Here is a 15537-nt window from a genome sequence, read left to right on the forward strand (position 1 = left end):
AAGTGATGATGTATGAAAAAGATTAGATGCTTTTAAATATAAATTAGAAACGCGATCATAAATCTCTGAGGATAACTGTGATTTCTGCAGCAAATTAATGACTAAATCTTCAAAAACTATTGCTGCGGTTCTTAAGGCTACAGCGATATCCAAATACTCGTCCTGAATAGGGATCATTTTGCCAGTGACCGGATCGTTGATCTCATAAGCTACGTAGACATCTTCATAGCCCTGAAATTGTGAAATTGCATCTAAAGTCTTTGCATAGCTAACTAAGACTTCTGCCATCTCTGCACTTAGTTTTCCTTCAACTATGTTCATATTAACCTCTTTTATTTTTTCAAGTAATTCATCCATAGTTCGAATATTTTCTAAGAATTGCATAGATTTTGAAGAAAGATATGTTTGTAATTCTTCCTTCCAATTGGCGTTCCATACAGACTCACGTATGAAGGCAGAATCTATTTCTCCTTGTGTTTCCAACTTTTTAAGATAGCCATCCAATAGCTTGCGGGGGACGTCTTTAACTTTATCAGCCATTGTTTGTCCTCTCAGAGTCCTAGGTTTTAATCATCATGCTTCTTACAGGTGATTCTCTCACGTAATGGTAATCCGAAAAATCATATAAAAAGAGTATGACTTTCTATACTTTGAAATTTAAAACGTATAAAAAGTCTAGCTGATATCTGCGAGAAAAACCTTTCCGAAAGGAAAGAGGAGTTTAATATTATGCACGTATCGCTAGTTCGAGCCAATCTAATCGTGGCTTCTTAGCTTTTATTGTGCCGTCTTTTATGCCTTCGATTAATTTTTTATATTCTTCGGTCAACTCTGGTAACTCAACATCTATGAACTCACCAATAACAAGTTTGCCCTCGACATCACTTCTTGACATGCACTGATCTCTAACTTCGTCAACACGAATTGAGTTTGATTTAAGCCATTCCATGAGTTCTTTTGGCTTTGCGGATACATTATGCCTTCCAAAAGAAGTTGGACATTGTGAAACCACTTCGACGTATGCAAAACCCTTTTTGAGAAGAGCTTTTTCAACACTCTTCGTAATTCTACGGGGGTAGTTCGTTGTCCATCGTGCTGAATACGCAGCCCCTGCAAGAGATACAAGTTCTGCAAAATCGAAAAAACCTTCTATATTGCCATAAGGTGTGGTGTAAGTAGATGCCCCAGCGGGTGTTGTGGGAGAAAATTGACCACCAGTGAGTCCGTAGTTGAGATTATTTACGCACACAACAGTTAAATCTATGTGGCGACGTGCCGCATGTAAAAGATGATTGCCCCCTATGGCGGTAATGTCTCCGTCTCCGCCAAAAACAACTATCTCTAAATCTGGGTTGAACATCTTAATGCCAGTAGCTACGGGTATCGCTCTACCATGTGTAGTATGTACAGAATCAGCTAAAATATAACCGGGAATACGCCCTGCACAACCAATACCTGACACAAAAACCGTGTTGTCGACGTTAAAATTTGTTAGGTTGTCAATTGCCCGCATAACAGCACTCATAACAATTCCGTTACCACAACCAGGACAGAACATTGTTGGGAAACGTTCTTTTCTGAAATATTTCTGAAGTGGGTGTTTTTCCCGTTCTTTAGTTTCTTTTTGAGCTGTTTCCATCATTTTTTCAGACACCGCCGTATTTCTGACAAAATTTCAATGGGTGTATATAATGTGCCCCCAAGTTTAGGATAGAAGTAAACATTTTCGTTACCAAGCAAACGAACTTGATTTACAATTTGACCCATGTTTAATTCTAACACGAGAAGTTTATTGGCACTTTCACACAGTTTTTTAAGTATATCTAGAGGAAATGGCCAAAGAGTAATCAAGCGAATATATCCAACCTTTAGTCCTTCATTCCTAGCATCCATAATTGCTTGAAGAGCTGCTCTTGAGGGACTTCCGTACGAGATGACAATTAATTCAGCATCTTCTAGATATTTTGTGTCTATTTTTGTAATCTCATCGATTTTATTTGTAATTTTATTCTTAAGACGTTCAATTAATTTGGTATGAACTACGGGGTCATCAGAAGGGAAACCATATTCGTCATGTGTGAGACCCGTGTAATGTGTGTTATAACCTGAACCGAAAATAGGCATAGGTGGTACTAAATCATGTGAGTTGTTATCAAAAGGTTTGAAATCAGTCTTTTCTTTGGAAGGTACTCTTCGATTAATTATAGGAATTGTACCTTCTTCAGGAATGAAAACCGTCTCTCGCATATGTGCGACATCTGCCGAAGATAAGAGGATTACAGGAGTCCTAAGCATTTCTGATATGTTAAATGCATCTATTATTAAGTCAAATGATTCTTGTACAGAATTAGGAATCAATGCTACAAGTTCATAATCTCCATGAGATCCATATCTAGCCTGCATAACGTCTCCCTGTGCCGGTTTTGTCGGCAGCCCTGTACTTGGACCCCCGCGCATAATATTTACTAAAACGAGCGGAACCTCACACATAACCGCCAAACCTAAATTCTCTAACATTAAAGACACACCAGGACCAGAAGTAGCCGTCATTGCTTTTGCCCCTGCTAGAGATGCCCCAATGACTGCCGCGAGTGAACTTATTTCGTCTTCAAGTTGCATCGATACTCTTCCTAATGCCGGCATGCGCTTAGATAAAATTTCAATGATTTCTGACGCGGGTGTAATCGGGTATCCTGCATAAAAGTCGCATCCTGCATAAAGAGCCCCCTCACACAGCGCTTCATTCCCAGAAAGGAACAATCGTTTACATTCTGTTTCTAGCATTTTTTTACGCCTTTTATCACGTCTTTCCACTTGGTTGAATATGTTAAGCTGAACTATGTAAAATTTACATATGTAAATTTTAAATACTTTTTCAAAGATCACAGTAATTACTTATTTCTCTAAAAGTCGAGTAAGCAAGAGGCATCCAGTCATATATTTGATCACTATTATCCATAGAAACTAGCGGCATTGGAGGGGGCGAAGTATTTCAAAAAATGCCTTAAGACCGCTATCAAAAAGATTTTAAAAAGGTGAGGTCCATAATAAAAAATTGTTTTTCTCATTCTTACATTCTAAAGAACGAAAAACTTGATTTGGGATGAATTTACTGGAGTGATAAAATTGGGTGCTAAAGAAGAACTTATCAAAACAATTGAAACAGCCATAAAAGACGAACGACAGGCTCAAATAGATTATAAAAAGGCGGCAGAAATGGCGGAAGACCCTGAAACGCGTGCTTTCTTTGAACAATTGGCAAAAGACGAAGAAGGACACGAAAAGGTACTTAAACGAAGGCTAGCTGCTTTGAAACTGATGAAATAATAAAAAAAAGGTTGTTTTTACAAACAACCTTGTTAAGGACGGATATACCTAACTTTTTTTCTTTTTCGTGTTTGTGGGTGTGACCTTTCTCGTCCCCTGCCTGTCATCCATTCCCGTCTTAGAAGGCGTCAGACCTCTCGGGTTCAGTCTCATGCACAAGAACGTGCTCCCCTCGCTACAAGAGAAGCATTCCGCCTTGTTCAAGTTTCCTATAGTTTACTAAATCCATTTGAACATATATCTTTGATCTTATATATTTTGTGTGGAGCAATAATACGTCTAAAGGAAAAGATTGTACGTTTTATCGTATAATGTATACGTGAAACATGAAAAGACTAACTGTAAAAGGTCCGCAAGGTAATAGCATGAGAAGTATTAGCGAGTCCATCAGATGGCCTTGAACTACAATAAAGTAAATAGGGAATGGAAAAGTTCAAAGACCTGAAAACTAATGAAGTAATAAAAAAGGACCCAGCATTACATACTTCTGTAAAAACTAATTTTCTTCAATTCTCTTTTCTTTTCTTCAATGGCCATTCGCTGCGTCTGCTGCGTGTGCTGCTACTCCGGCATAATACTGTGTAATAAGGATTATGGATATTAGGATCGCAATCAGGATTGCAAACGAAATTACAACACCTTTATTTAATTTCCAGTTTTCCCTCCAACTCATTGCGAGGAAATGTGTGGCTATGACTGCCATGAACGCCCATGATCCGATGAGCCCTATTTTGAGCGTAACCGGTATAAGAGAAAATATTTCATGACTTGACAGTATTTCCCACGATTCTAACGAATAAAAGAATACTAGCACAAATTCAATCATACTTGTGGCCATTTGCATCGATGTGCCTTCTTCTTGAAGATGTTGGGTTTGTTGTTGAAGTGTTAAGCTCTCCTTACCCCTTTGAAGGCCCACTTTTGTGTCAACGATGTCGATCGCCGTCTTAATGCCAGTTAGAGTGTTAGAAAGAAGACTTCCTTCTGTTTCCAGTCGATCCTGAAATTTTTTATTCATTTGGATATATTGTGATTCCAACCTTCTTTCAATACAAAACGAGGCTAAACCTTCATCTAACTTTAGTAAGTCATTTCTGACGGTAAGAACCGCATTTTTAATCATATATGTATAATTTGCAATTTTTTCATAAAGTTGTGATAGATCGTCAATTTCTTTTTCTAAAACGTCAATTCTTTCCGCATCTGTTTCTTTTTTCCCAATTCCGGCGTAGAGCAACTTACTCACAAATTTATCCGCTGCGACCCTTTCTTGTTCCATCAATCGTAATTGATCTTGGAAGTATTTAACCTTCTTATCAAGACTTTGAAAACTTGCATCAAAGAGCGGCAGTTCTTCCACTAGAAAATCAAAAAGTGGATCCTTTTCAAATGGAAGACAGAAATAAAAACCCCTGTCTTCGTCATAAAAATGGTACAACTTTCCAAAAGATAGTCCACTTTCGACAGATTCAAATTCTGAAAACTTTTCCTTCGCAACTTTAAGTTGATCTTCTTTATCTACTATCAGAACAGTTGCTTCACCGATTTGAGACGACAATAAATTATCTAGTTGATTTCTCTTATCGTCTATGCCCTGCAGGGTCGTGTCTTCTGAATAGAATAACATTCCAATTGTAGCTACATCTTCGAAACAAGAGAGATATGCTCCGTATTCATCTCCAGTTGCAAGAGAAATGGAAATAGTCGAATCTGCTGTAGGTTCTAGTGTGCAAACTACACCATCTGTGTCTTTTTCATATTCTTTTGTTAGATAATTCCAGACTTCGTTGATTTCTTTATCATCATCAATGTGGAAATAGATATAATGACAAGCCTTTGGGATTTTTTTAACTACTTCACTCACTTTGAGTCCTCTCCACCTCCAAGTTATACTAAGATATGACTTTTATACTTTCTTGCAAGAAGTAGCTCACACTTTCTTGAATGGACAAATGCGATTTGATACGCTACTAAAGTCTTAACATTGCGAGGAATTCATCTTACTTACTCATTAATCTTTTGATATACTGGAGGTCAATCAATGCTAAGAGGAGATCAGTATTGCGAATTTATCATCGAATTTAGAGAAATAAAAGACGGATGAAAACAAAATGTAAAAAAGTAACTAGATCGTTCAATTAAGATTTTTGTTGAAGATACGCATGAATGCCTTGTGCTGCTATTTTTCCACTTGCCATTGCTTCTCCGGATGTTGAAGCACCATTAACTACATCTCCGCCAGCAAATACTCCTATCAATGACGTGGCACCATTTTCATCTACTACGATGGTATCCCATTTTGTTAGTTTTATGTCACTTAACCATCCAGTATCAGGAGTTCTTCCAATTGCGGGTATAAACACATCTGTTTCTAACAGAAATTCAGAATGTTCAATTGGAATAGGACGTCTTCTTCCGCTCTCATCGGTCTCCACAAGTTTCATTCGAACGCATTCAACCATTTCAAGTTTGTTATCTCCCATGAGACGTACTGGTGAGGCAAGAAAATAGAAGAGAATTCCTTCCTTTTCAGCTTCTATAATTTCATGTACATGGCCAGGCATTTCACGTCGGCTTCTTCGATAAACAAGAGATACTTTTTTTGCTCCAAGCCGTAATGCTGTTCTTACGGAATCTATTGCTGTATTCCCGCCGCCCGCTACAACTACTTTCTTTCCTGTAAAATCAACTTCTTTCCCTAGATTCACATCTTTTAAAAACAGTTCGCCAGGATATACTCCTTCTAAATCTTCTCCCGGAATTCCCAGTTTTCTTGGAATAGGGGCACCTACACCAATAAAAACAGCAGCATAGCCTTGTGTGAAGAGATCATCCATGTTACCGATTCGTATTTGAGACCTTGTCTCAATACCAAGACTCAGCAAATTACTGATCTCTTTCTGAAGCACAGTTTTTGGTAAGCGATAATAAGGAAGTTCCCAATATAACATGCCTCCTAAAGCATGCATTTTATCAAAAATAGTTACACCATAACCTAATCTTATAAGCTCATAGGCTACTTCTAATCCAGCAGGTCCAGATCCAATAATTGCAACTCGTTGATCTTTTTTTTCAATTCCTTTAATTAACTCAGCATAAAAATCTCGCGTATTCGCTTTCATTAGTTTTTCTTGTTCATATATATAATCGGCAACGAATCGCTTAAGTCTACATATAGCGAGGGGGTCTCCCTTTTTTCCTAAGAGACAGTTATCTTCGCAAGGATGAGGGCATATTCGCCCAAGTGTGGCAGGTAATGCACACTTAGTTAGTATAAGACGGTACGCCTCCTCAAACCGCTCTTCAGTTATAAGACCCACAAAACCACGTGCATCATAATCTTCTTGATAGGAAGAAATAGGAAGATCTAAAAGGCATCCCTTTTCACAAGACGGTTTTTTACAACGAAGGCAACGTTTTGCTTCTTCTATAGCTTCTTCTTTTGTGTAACCTCTTAAAACTTCATCAAAAGAGGTTATGCGTTCCCTAAGGGACAACTCCGCCATGTCGATCCGTCTTGTTCCAGCTTTTCTCTTTAGTGTTTTAAGAGTTGGTGACAACAAGATTTCTTTAAAGCCATGCATCTCTTTCAAATTGCTTACAAAAGCATCAATTTCCTGTTTATTTTCCCCCTCGACTTTGATTACCAAATCAAAGGGCTCAAGAATAAGTGAAACTTCTCGGACTATTTTCAAATTTCTTAGATCTTCCAGAGAATCTTCGCCTACTTCAGGACTCAAATTGACGAAAATATATGCGGAGGATTTCAGGTAATCACCTTATAGCAGGTTTTCGAGAATTGTTGAATATAAAAGAAAAAATTCTTAGAACACTAAATCCTGGGATAATAAATACTGCTCTTTTGTGTAATACTTACTTTAATTCATTCTAGTACGCAAATAGCCTCTTTAGTAATCCAGGCTTATCCTTTTTTGCCTTTTCTTGACAGTAGCTCACAATTTCTTGAGCATCTCGTGCAATTAACTCTCTTTCATAGCCTCTTAATAGATTTCCTCGAAGATTAAGTTCTTGGAGATTAGCGAGCGATTCCAAACCATTGATCTCTTTTATCTGATTATTCCAAAGACTTAATTCTTTGAGATTAGTGAGGGGGTCCAATCCGTTGATTTCTCGTATCTTATTACCAATGCTTAATTTTTCTAGATTTTTGAGATTTTCTAATCCCTTGATCTCTTCTATATAGTTATCATGCAGACATAATATTTTAAGATTAGAGAGGTGCTCTAATCCCTTGATCTCTTTTATTAAATTATTACTTAGACAAATGTGTTGGAGATTAGTAAGATTATCTAATCCTGCAATCTCTTTGATTTGATTGCGATCAAGGTGTAGTGCTTTGAGATTAGTGAGGTTTTCCAATCCCTTGATTTCTCCGATCTGATTCCAGCGAAGGTCTAATTCCTGCAGGTTGGTTAAATGCTCCAATCCTTTGATTTCCTCAATGAAACTATTATGAAGATGTAATTCCTTAAGATTAGAAAGGTGCTCCAACCCCCCAATTTCAGAGATATCAGTAATTCTTTTCTTGTATAGATTCAAAATGCCATCTGTTACATAATGAAGTTCCCCTTGAAATGTCACACATCCTATATCTGCTTTTCCTTCTGCTTTTTCTTGAGTGTATTTCACAATATCCTGCGCACGGCGTTCTAGTAAGACTCTTTCTTCTTCTTTGATCGGGTTATCGAAAAGTTCTAGTTTTTGTAGGTTAGATAGACGTTCCAGTCCACTAAGTTCCTCTATCTGATTATGTCCAAGAAATAACATCTGGAGTGTCTTGAGATGTCCCAATCCGCTGATCTCTTTGATTTGATTCCCAGTAAGGTCTAGTCGTTGGAGACTCGTGACTTTTTCTAATCCCTCGGTATCTTCTATCTGATTCCAACTAAGAGTAAGTTCTTGGAGATTAGTCAGGGACTCCAATCCCTTGATCTCTGTGAGATCAGTAATTTCTTTCCTGCTAAGGTTTAGCATGCCGTTTTTTACGTAATATTTTTCGCCTCTAATCACCACAAAATTGTTTTCCATAGCCTAATCATTCCCTCTGCCATTATTAACTGATTAAATTCATAAAGTTAAAGGTTTACTCTGCCTTAAACTCGTAGATCCCTTCGCAGTATGATTCTCCGCTTGGTCGTGCCTTAACAAGTTTGAAAGTTATGTTGGGATTTATTGTCTTAAATCCTTCTTCACAAAACGCCTGATGTCCTATTTCGCATGGGATAAGCTCAGGATTTACCTCATTCTCCTGATATCTTTCCCAAAATGGACATTTTGTTGTCTTGACTACAGCTCTTTCAGGCGTTGCCTCGATCAGTTCACTTTCTGTTTCAGGTCCCATCAGCAACATTAAGGCGAGCATGGCAAATTTAGCGGCTTCTGTTGCATCTCCTACTGGAAATTTAAATTCTTCTTTAATCTGTGGAAACATAAGTTTACCGCCTTCACCATAGACTTCATTGTTTATCTCTAGCCATTTTAATTTTCCCAAAACAGGTGCTATGACCTTTTCTCCTCGTACTACTAAGGCACTGGCTAAGACATTAGAGGTTATTGCCCACTTAGTCTCAGCAGGGATTTTTTCTAATATTTCTGCCATATATTTCCCCTCCAAATTTACAATTAGTAATGTATAATTATGACAAAAAGATACTGTGCGTTTTCCGTACTTTTATACTTTTCATATAATCTTTAGAGAGTCGAATTCTGTATGTGATGGCAAGAATCCTGCAGAGTTGGTGGCCTTTAAAAAAAACTAAATGAGCTTAATTGATAAGTGAACTATAACAGCCATTCAGGTTCATCAATGTTGATATTAAAAAAACTTAGGATAGTTTATAGTAAATATTATACAACAGTCTTTGCACTTCCTTTAAATCTCCCGTTCTCTCGTCAACGATCCTTTCAAGATCTTTAGTATATCGTTTCATCTTTTCTTCTTCTTGCTTACTTTCGGTAATATCACGAACGATGCCCTGATATCCCAATATATTGGCATCTCTGTCCAATCTCACAGTCGAAGTAGCCAGACATTCTATTTCAGTCCCATCTTTCTTTCGGAGTTTCACTTCAAAGTTCTTGACTGCCCCATTTCGCTCTATTTCTTGCTGAAACTTGATTCGATCTGCAGGGTCAACATAAAGTTCCATGACATTCAAATTAAGCATTTCTTCTTTGGTGTAGCCAAACATTTTCAACCCAGCTGGGTTTATGTCTACAAAATTTCCCTCTTTGGTTCTGATATAGACCATGTCTCTTGATGCTTCAAAAATGGAACGATATCTTTCTTCACTCTCAAGAAGTGCCTCTTCAGCTTTTTTGCGCTCGGTAATGTCACGAACAATGCCCTGATATCCCAGAACACTTCCGTCACTGTCCGTCCTTACAGTTGAAGAGAGTAGGCTATTAATTTCTGTTCCATCCTTCTTACGAAACTTGACTTCAAAATCTCTAACAGATCCATTGCGTTCAATTTCGTGTTGAAATCTAAGTCTGTCAGCGGGATTAACATAAAATTCCAAGACGTTGAGTTTAAGTATTTCTTCCTTCGTGTATCCAGAGAGTTCCACAAAAGATTGGTTTACGTCGATATAATAACCATCTCGCGTAATAATATAGATCGCATCTCTGGAATCTTCAAATAGTGACCTGTATCGTTCTTCGCTCTCACGAAGAGCTTGGTCAGCTTTCTTGTGATCAGTAATGTCCTTAGTGATTGTCAGAACACTATCTTCATCAGTTTTCGCGTGATCAACAAGAAACCATCTTTCCTCTCCAGTAGGGAGTTTAAGGAACATTTCCTCTCTTTGAGTTTTTCCGGTGTCCATTGCAAGATTGAGTTTCTCTACCATTCCATGATATAACTTCTCCACCTCAGTACCGATAAAATCTCCGATTTCACCTTCTGTCAAATCATAGGCTGCCTTGTTAGCCTGAGTTAAAATTATGCGCCAATCTGATTGTCGCCCCCAGAGGTATGCAGGATCAGGAATAGCTTCAAATGTTCTTCGAAATCTCCTTGCGATCTCTTCCAAAGCAACTTCAGCCCGTTTACGTCCCCTTCTCACCTCTGCCTCTCGCATCTCCCTTTGAATTGCGGGAATAAGTCGCGCCGTTTTACCTTTTACGATATAGTCATGAGCACCAGCTTTCATAGCTTCTACCGCAAAATCCTCCCCGATCTTGCCTGACATGATAATGAATGGTAAGTCGATTCCACTTTCTTGAAATAGTTTCAAAGCAGCGATACCGCTGAATTTCGGCATAACATAGTCAGAGATAACAATATCCCATATTTGGTTAGTGAGTGCAGACTTCATAGCGTCAGGTGTATCCACTCGTACAAAGGTCGGTTCATATCCTCCGCGCCTTAGTTCACGCACCAATAATGTAGCATCATCTTCTGAATCTTCAACTATCAAAACGCGGAGCGGTAATCCCATTTAATCCCTCCTTATTACTGGTGGCGGTTCATTTAAAAGTACCCAGTATAATCCCAGTTGACGCACTGCTAGAACAAATTGGTCAAAATCTACTGGTTTGGGAATGTAACTGTTGGCACCAAGGCTATAACTTTCAATTAAGTCCTTTTGTTCTTTTGAAGTAGTTAGAATAACTACAGGAATAAGTTTTGTTCTCTCATCATCTCTAATTCGCCTTAGTACATCTATACCATCAAGTTTAGGCAATCTTAGATCCAGTAGAATAAGTACTGGCATAATGCTCAAATCCCGACCCTTATAGGCGCCAGTACCAAAAAGATAATCCAATGCTTCAACACCGTCGTTAGCTACTACCAATTCGTTTAAAATATTACTTTTCTTGAATGCTCTCTTGGTCAAAAGTACATCATCTGGATTATCTTCCACTAAAAGGATTATTTCTTTATCCATACTTTTTCCTCCATTTAATTATAGAGTAAAATAGAAACTTGCGCCTTTACCCACCTCGCCTTCAGCCCATACACGGCCTCCATGACGATTAATAATGCGTTTCACGGTAGCTAGTCCAACGCCGATTCCTGGGAACTCTTCTGGTGAGTGAAGACGCTGGAAAGCTCCAAATAACTTGTTTGCATATTCCATATTGAAACCTGCTCCATTATCTCGTACAAAAAACACCCTATCGATCCCTTTCCAAGTAACTCCGAATTCTATCTCTGCATTTGACTTATTTCCAGTAAACTTCCAAGCATTTCCTAGAAGATTATCAAAAACTAAGCTGAGAAGTCTCGCATCACCATCCGCTACCAATCCTGGCGCAACAATGAACTCTACCTGACGTTCTGGTTGTGATTCTTGTAGTTCTGTCAAAATTTCCTGCACCATTTTACTTAGATCAACTTTCTCACGGTGCATTTCGGTACGTGTAACCCTTGCCAATGCCAGTAACTCATCTATGATTTCTGCCATTCGTTTGGTCGCCTTACGAACTCGTTGAAGATAATCACTTCCTTCTGCATCTAATACGTCTATATAGTCGTCTAATAACGCTTTGCTGAAACCGTCAATACTCCTAAGAGGTGCACGCAGGTCATGCGACACAGAATAACTGAAAGCCTCAAGTTCTTTGTTGAGGGCTTCAAGTTCTACAGTTTTTCGTCTCAGTTCTTCAGCTCGCTCTTCATCAAGTCTTTTGAGTTTTTCAGTATATGCTTTCAGTTTCCCTTCCAGTTTTTTTCGTTCTGTAATATCACGGACAAGAATCCACATTCTAGCAGGCCTGCTGTCTTCATCCTTAATGACCCATATTCTTGCAGAGGCAGGAAAGATTAGTCCGTCTCTTTTGCAGCCTTCTATTTCAAGTACGTCTGAAAACCCCCTTGGGAGTATTTGTTCGCTAATGATTCGTGCGACAATGTCTCGCCATTTACCAGGAATGAATTCTAGATAATTCATTCGTTTAATTTCTGCCTTAGGATAGCCAAACATATCAGAAAAGGCTTGATTGCACTCTATAATGTTTCCATCCATATTCGTAGAGGCAATACCGTCTATGGATGAGTCATATAACCCTCGATAGCGTTCCTCTGAATCCCTAAGTTCCAAAGTTCTTTCTTCAACAAGTTTTTCTAGGTTTTCGGCATGGTCTCTGAGTTTTTCTTCCGATTCCCTTAATGCCTTATCAAGCCTCTTTTGCTCGGTAATATCGCGGATGATTCCCTGATATCCTAGGATGCTTCCATCATTGCCCCTCCACACAGTCGTAGTCAGCAGGCAGGCATGCACCTTCCCATTCTTCCCATGAAGCCTTACCTCATAGTCTCTAACCGCACCCTTTTCCTCTATTTCTTGCTGAAACTTAAGCCTATCAGCTGGATTTTCATACGTATCTATAACATTCACATGGAGTAGGTCTTCTTTAGTATATCCAAACAAATCCATCGCAGCCTTGTTGGCGTCGACAACCGTGCCCTCTCGCGTAGTAAAATAAATTGCATCTTTGGAATCTTCAAAAAGTGAGCGATACTTCTTTTCACTCTCTTTAAGTGCCTTCTCTAATCGTTCAAACTCCGTAAGGTCAGGATTTTTGTTAGTCATGTCTTAAATCCTCATAGATCTGACAGTTAAATAGGATGTACTTGAAAGAATAAGGTTCTATTTGTAGTATCTTGGCTTGTGCTTTCGCCCTCCCAAATATGTTATAAGTTTCCCCGTTACGCTCCTAAAGCGATATTTTTACTCCCAAGAATATTACGTTTTTCTTGTACTCTCGTATCAATGTATATATGCAAATATTTCACATTTATACTTTTCATGTATAAGACTGTCAAGATTTTGAGTTATTATGTTTCTCAAGAAAAGACCAGCTAAATAAATTAAAACGAGAGTCGTATTTCAACCGGTAACCTAACGTTTTCTAATCTTGGTTTTTCCATAACATACAGACTGCCTACAAGTAAATGTTGGCAAAGTATTTAAATTAATAATTCTTCTCCCTTCAAAGAGAAGCAATCTCCTTGAGGTGATTTGATGAAAATCACATTTCTGGGTACAAGCGGAAGTATGATAACAGCGGATCGAGTAAACATTTCAATCCTTATTGATACAGATTTGCTGTTAGATGCTGGAGAAGGCGTCACACAACGGTTATTACAAATGAACCATGATTTAAACGAGATTAAACGAATTTGTATTACACATTTTCATCAAGATCATGTATCTGGTCTCCCTGGTTTGATCTGGACGATGTGGCAAAATGAAAGAAAACTACCGCTTGAAATAATAGGACCTGAAGGAATTCAAGACTTCACCATTTCTCTTTTAGAATTGATGAATACCCCTCTTCATGCTCTAACATTTGACTTAAATTTTACCGAAATCATTGGAGGAAGCATGATTGACGATGCTATATCTGCAATAGAGTCAGATCACCAAATACAAAGTATGGCGTATCGGATTCACGCTGAAGCATCATGTATATGCTATTCTGGTGATACGCGACCAAATGAAAGAATTGAAAATCTGTCAGGCGGTTGTGATGTGCTGATTCACGAAGCCTCATTTCCAAATGAAATGGAGGAGTTGGCACATAAATACGGACATTCTACTCCTGGAGACGCAGGAAAGCTTGCAAAAAAGGCAGGTATAAAAGAAGCGTTGGTGTTAATACACTGGCCAGAGAAATATTTCAAGGAGAAAGCATCGTTAATTGCGCAAGCAAGAACTTTTTTCGATGGTAAGATTATTGTACCATCCGATCTGGATGTGATACACCTCTGATATTTCTAGGGAATTGAATTCTCAGTTTGAAGATATTTCAGAACACTATTTACTCTTTACAAAAATGTGGACTTCTGGGCTACCATCTACGTAAATTATCTTTTCTAAGTCAGTATTCGGAATTTCGCTGATTCGAGAATAATTATAACGATTATATTCCTCTTCATAATTTCGAATTATGAAAACACACACATTGTCATCAATAATAGGTTTGCTCTCAGTGTCCCCAGCAAAGTATCCATCAATTAGCGTGATATCGTAAATCGCTGGATAATAATCTTTTGTTAAAAAGGCAATTGACCACTTGAAATATGGAAGGGTAACAATAACCGTATTTTGTGAGAAATCATTTTCTTCTAAGAATTGTACTGCCTCATCTAGTCCATATCCAGAAGAACTGGATTCAATGAATTGCTGTTTTACAGCGTTTGGTAACCTTTCTTCTTTAGAGGGCTGTGTTAATGTTCCATAAAGATATGTCGATGTATCAAAGACAGTTATCAAGACGAAAAGTAGTATTAAACCCTTTACAATAATTTGCCGCTGTTTTGTAGTACGAAGATTTTTCACTTCCTCAATAAGAGTTGTAATTACTCTACTACTTGCAATGTAGATACTGGGAACCGCAGGCATGAGATATCGAGGATAAAATCGGACTGCAGGCCAGAAAGATACGAGGACTACCGCAATCCAAATTAAGATTAGGGTATCATCATTCTTCCTGCGTAACCACAATACAGGGATGAAAAGTAATGTAAGAATGAGTAAAGGCCATCCAAGAAAATCTTGAATCCACGAAACTAGATAAATAATTCGTAAATAGATTTCCGATGCTGAAAATAATCTTGTAATATCAACATCAACCCTACCTGGTGACCTATAAATGTCAAAATTATGTGTAAATGCCCAATAGAGATATGGAGAATGAATGACTATAGCGACTACCAATGATGCCCAGAAAAATTTATTCTTGAATACATAACGATAGTTTCGGTTTATGACGAGGAATAGAACTATGATTATGAAGGCTATAGCACCGTTTTGCTTGGTATTTATTGCAAGGCCAAGAAACACTCCTCCAAGCAGTAGGAAGACATCATTCTCCTGCTTAATGCCCATATAGTATGCAAGAATTGATGTTGTTACGAGTAATGTCAATAATGCTTCTTGCATTGCGAGTCGACTATACCAGACATGGAATATAGAAATGCTCAAGAGAAATGCAGAAATAAGAGCCGTTAGCCACTCATTATACAATTCCTTGGTTAGTTTCCACAGAATAAACACTGAAACTATCCCTGAAATAGCTGAAATAAATCGAGCGGCAAATAAATTGATGCCAAAAACATGATAGGATAGGCTATAAAGAAAAGCTGATAGGAACGGTTTTCTTGACCATTCCACGGTGGTATAAAACACGCTGTAAAACGAATAGTCACTTTGAAAGATCTTTAATCCCCAGTAACAC

Annotated in this window: 13 protein-coding genes; 2 read left to right on the forward strand and 11 right to left on the reverse strand. The window is 38.2% G+C overall.

All coding sequences use genetic code 11. The features are described from left to right. The 3 genes from QVB70_RS01465 to QVB70_RS01475 all read right to left on the reverse strand — a co-directional run. Positions 1 to 540, reverse strand: a 540-nt coding sequence (locus QVB70_RS01465; protein ID WP_287582663.1) for a hypothetical protein, incomplete at its 3' end; no start/stop codon positions are given. 187 nt (positions 541 to 727) lie between these two features. After that, on the reverse strand, positions 728 to 1642 hold the full coding sequence (locus tag QVB70_RS01470; RefSeq protein WP_287582665.1) for a thiamine pyrophosphate-dependent enzyme: 915 nt from the start codon (positions 1640 to 1642) through the stop codon (positions 728 to 730). Further along, a complete protein-coding gene (locus tag QVB70_RS01475; RefSeq protein ID WP_287582667.1) occupies positions 1639 to 2784 on the reverse strand; it encodes a 2-oxoacid:acceptor oxidoreductase subunit alpha in 1146 nt (381 codons plus the stop codon). Before QVB70_RS01475 ends, QVB70_RS01470 begins: the two co-directional genes overlap by 4 nt. Before the next feature lie 342 nt (positions 2785 to 3126). Here QVB70_RS01475 and QVB70_RS01480 point away from each other — a divergent pair, with 342 nt between their 5' ends. Next, positions 3127 to 3327, forward strand: coding sequence for a ferritin family protein (locus tag QVB70_RS01480; protein ID WP_287582669.1), 201 nt, complete (start codon positions 3127 to 3129; stop codon positions 3325 to 3327). A 526-nt stretch (positions 3328 to 3853) separates the two neighbouring features. On the opposite strand, the gene QVB70_RS01485 is transcribed toward QVB70_RS01480, so the two are convergent. The 7 genes from QVB70_RS01485 to QVB70_RS01515 form a co-directional block, all read right to left on the reverse strand. After that, positions 3854 to 5191, reverse strand: coding sequence for a hypothetical protein (locus QVB70_RS01485; protein ID WP_287582671.1), 1338 nt, complete (start codon positions 5189 to 5191; stop codon positions 3854 to 3856). 274 nt (positions 5192 to 5465) lie between these two features. Continuing rightward, on the reverse strand, positions 5466 to 7022 hold the full coding sequence (locus QVB70_RS01490) for an NAD(P)-dependent oxidoreductase (protein WP_287582673.1): 1557 nt from the start codon (positions 7020 to 7022) through the stop codon (positions 5466 to 5468). 193 nt (positions 7023 to 7215) lie between these two features. Further along, positions 7216 to 8376 carry a leucine-rich repeat domain-containing protein gene (locus tag QVB70_RS01495; protein WP_287582675.1) on the reverse strand — a complete coding sequence of 387 codons (1161 nt, stop codon included), beginning with the start codon at positions 8374 to 8376 and terminating at the stop codon, positions 7216 to 7218. 55 nt (positions 8377 to 8431) lie between these two features. Then, positions 8432 to 8947 (reverse strand): hypothetical protein, encoded by a 516-nt coding sequence (locus QVB70_RS01500; protein ID WP_287582677.1) that lies wholly within the window; start codon positions 8945 to 8947, stop codon positions 8432 to 8434. 226 nt (positions 8948 to 9173) lie between these two features. Beyond that, a complete protein-coding gene (locus tag QVB70_RS01505) occupies positions 9174 to 10790 on the reverse strand; it encodes a PAS domain S-box protein (protein WP_287582679.1) in 1617 nt (538 codons plus the stop codon). Beyond that, positions 10791 to 11240 (reverse strand): response regulator, encoded by a 450-nt coding sequence (locus QVB70_RS01510; RefSeq protein WP_287582681.1) that lies wholly within the window; start codon positions 11238 to 11240, stop codon positions 10791 to 10793. 18 nt (positions 11241 to 11258) lie between these two features. Next, entirely contained in the window at positions 11259 to 12887 is a 1629-nt protein-coding gene (locus tag QVB70_RS01515; protein ID WP_287582683.1) for a PAS domain S-box protein, read from the reverse strand. Between the two features lie 432 nt (positions 12888 to 13319). On the opposite strand from QVB70_RS01515, the gene QVB70_RS01520 reads away from it, so the two are divergent. Further along, positions 13320 to 14069, forward strand: coding sequence for a ribonuclease Z (locus QVB70_RS01520; RefSeq protein ID WP_287582685.1), 750 nt, complete (start codon positions 13320 to 13322; stop codon positions 14067 to 14069). A gap of 45 nt (positions 14070 to 14114) precedes the next feature. Here QVB70_RS01520 and QVB70_RS01525 read toward each other — a convergent pair. After that, positions 14115 to 15537: glycosyltransferase family 39 protein (locus tag QVB70_RS01525; protein WP_287582687.1), on the reverse strand; the 1423-nt coding region annotated here is incomplete at its 5' end.

The sequence above is a fragment of the Candidatus Borrarchaeum sp. genome (assembly GCF_019058535.1).
Classification (GTDB): Archaea; Asgardarchaeota; Sifarchaeia; order Borrarchaeales; family Borrarchaeaceae; genus Borrarchaeum; species Borrarchaeum weybense.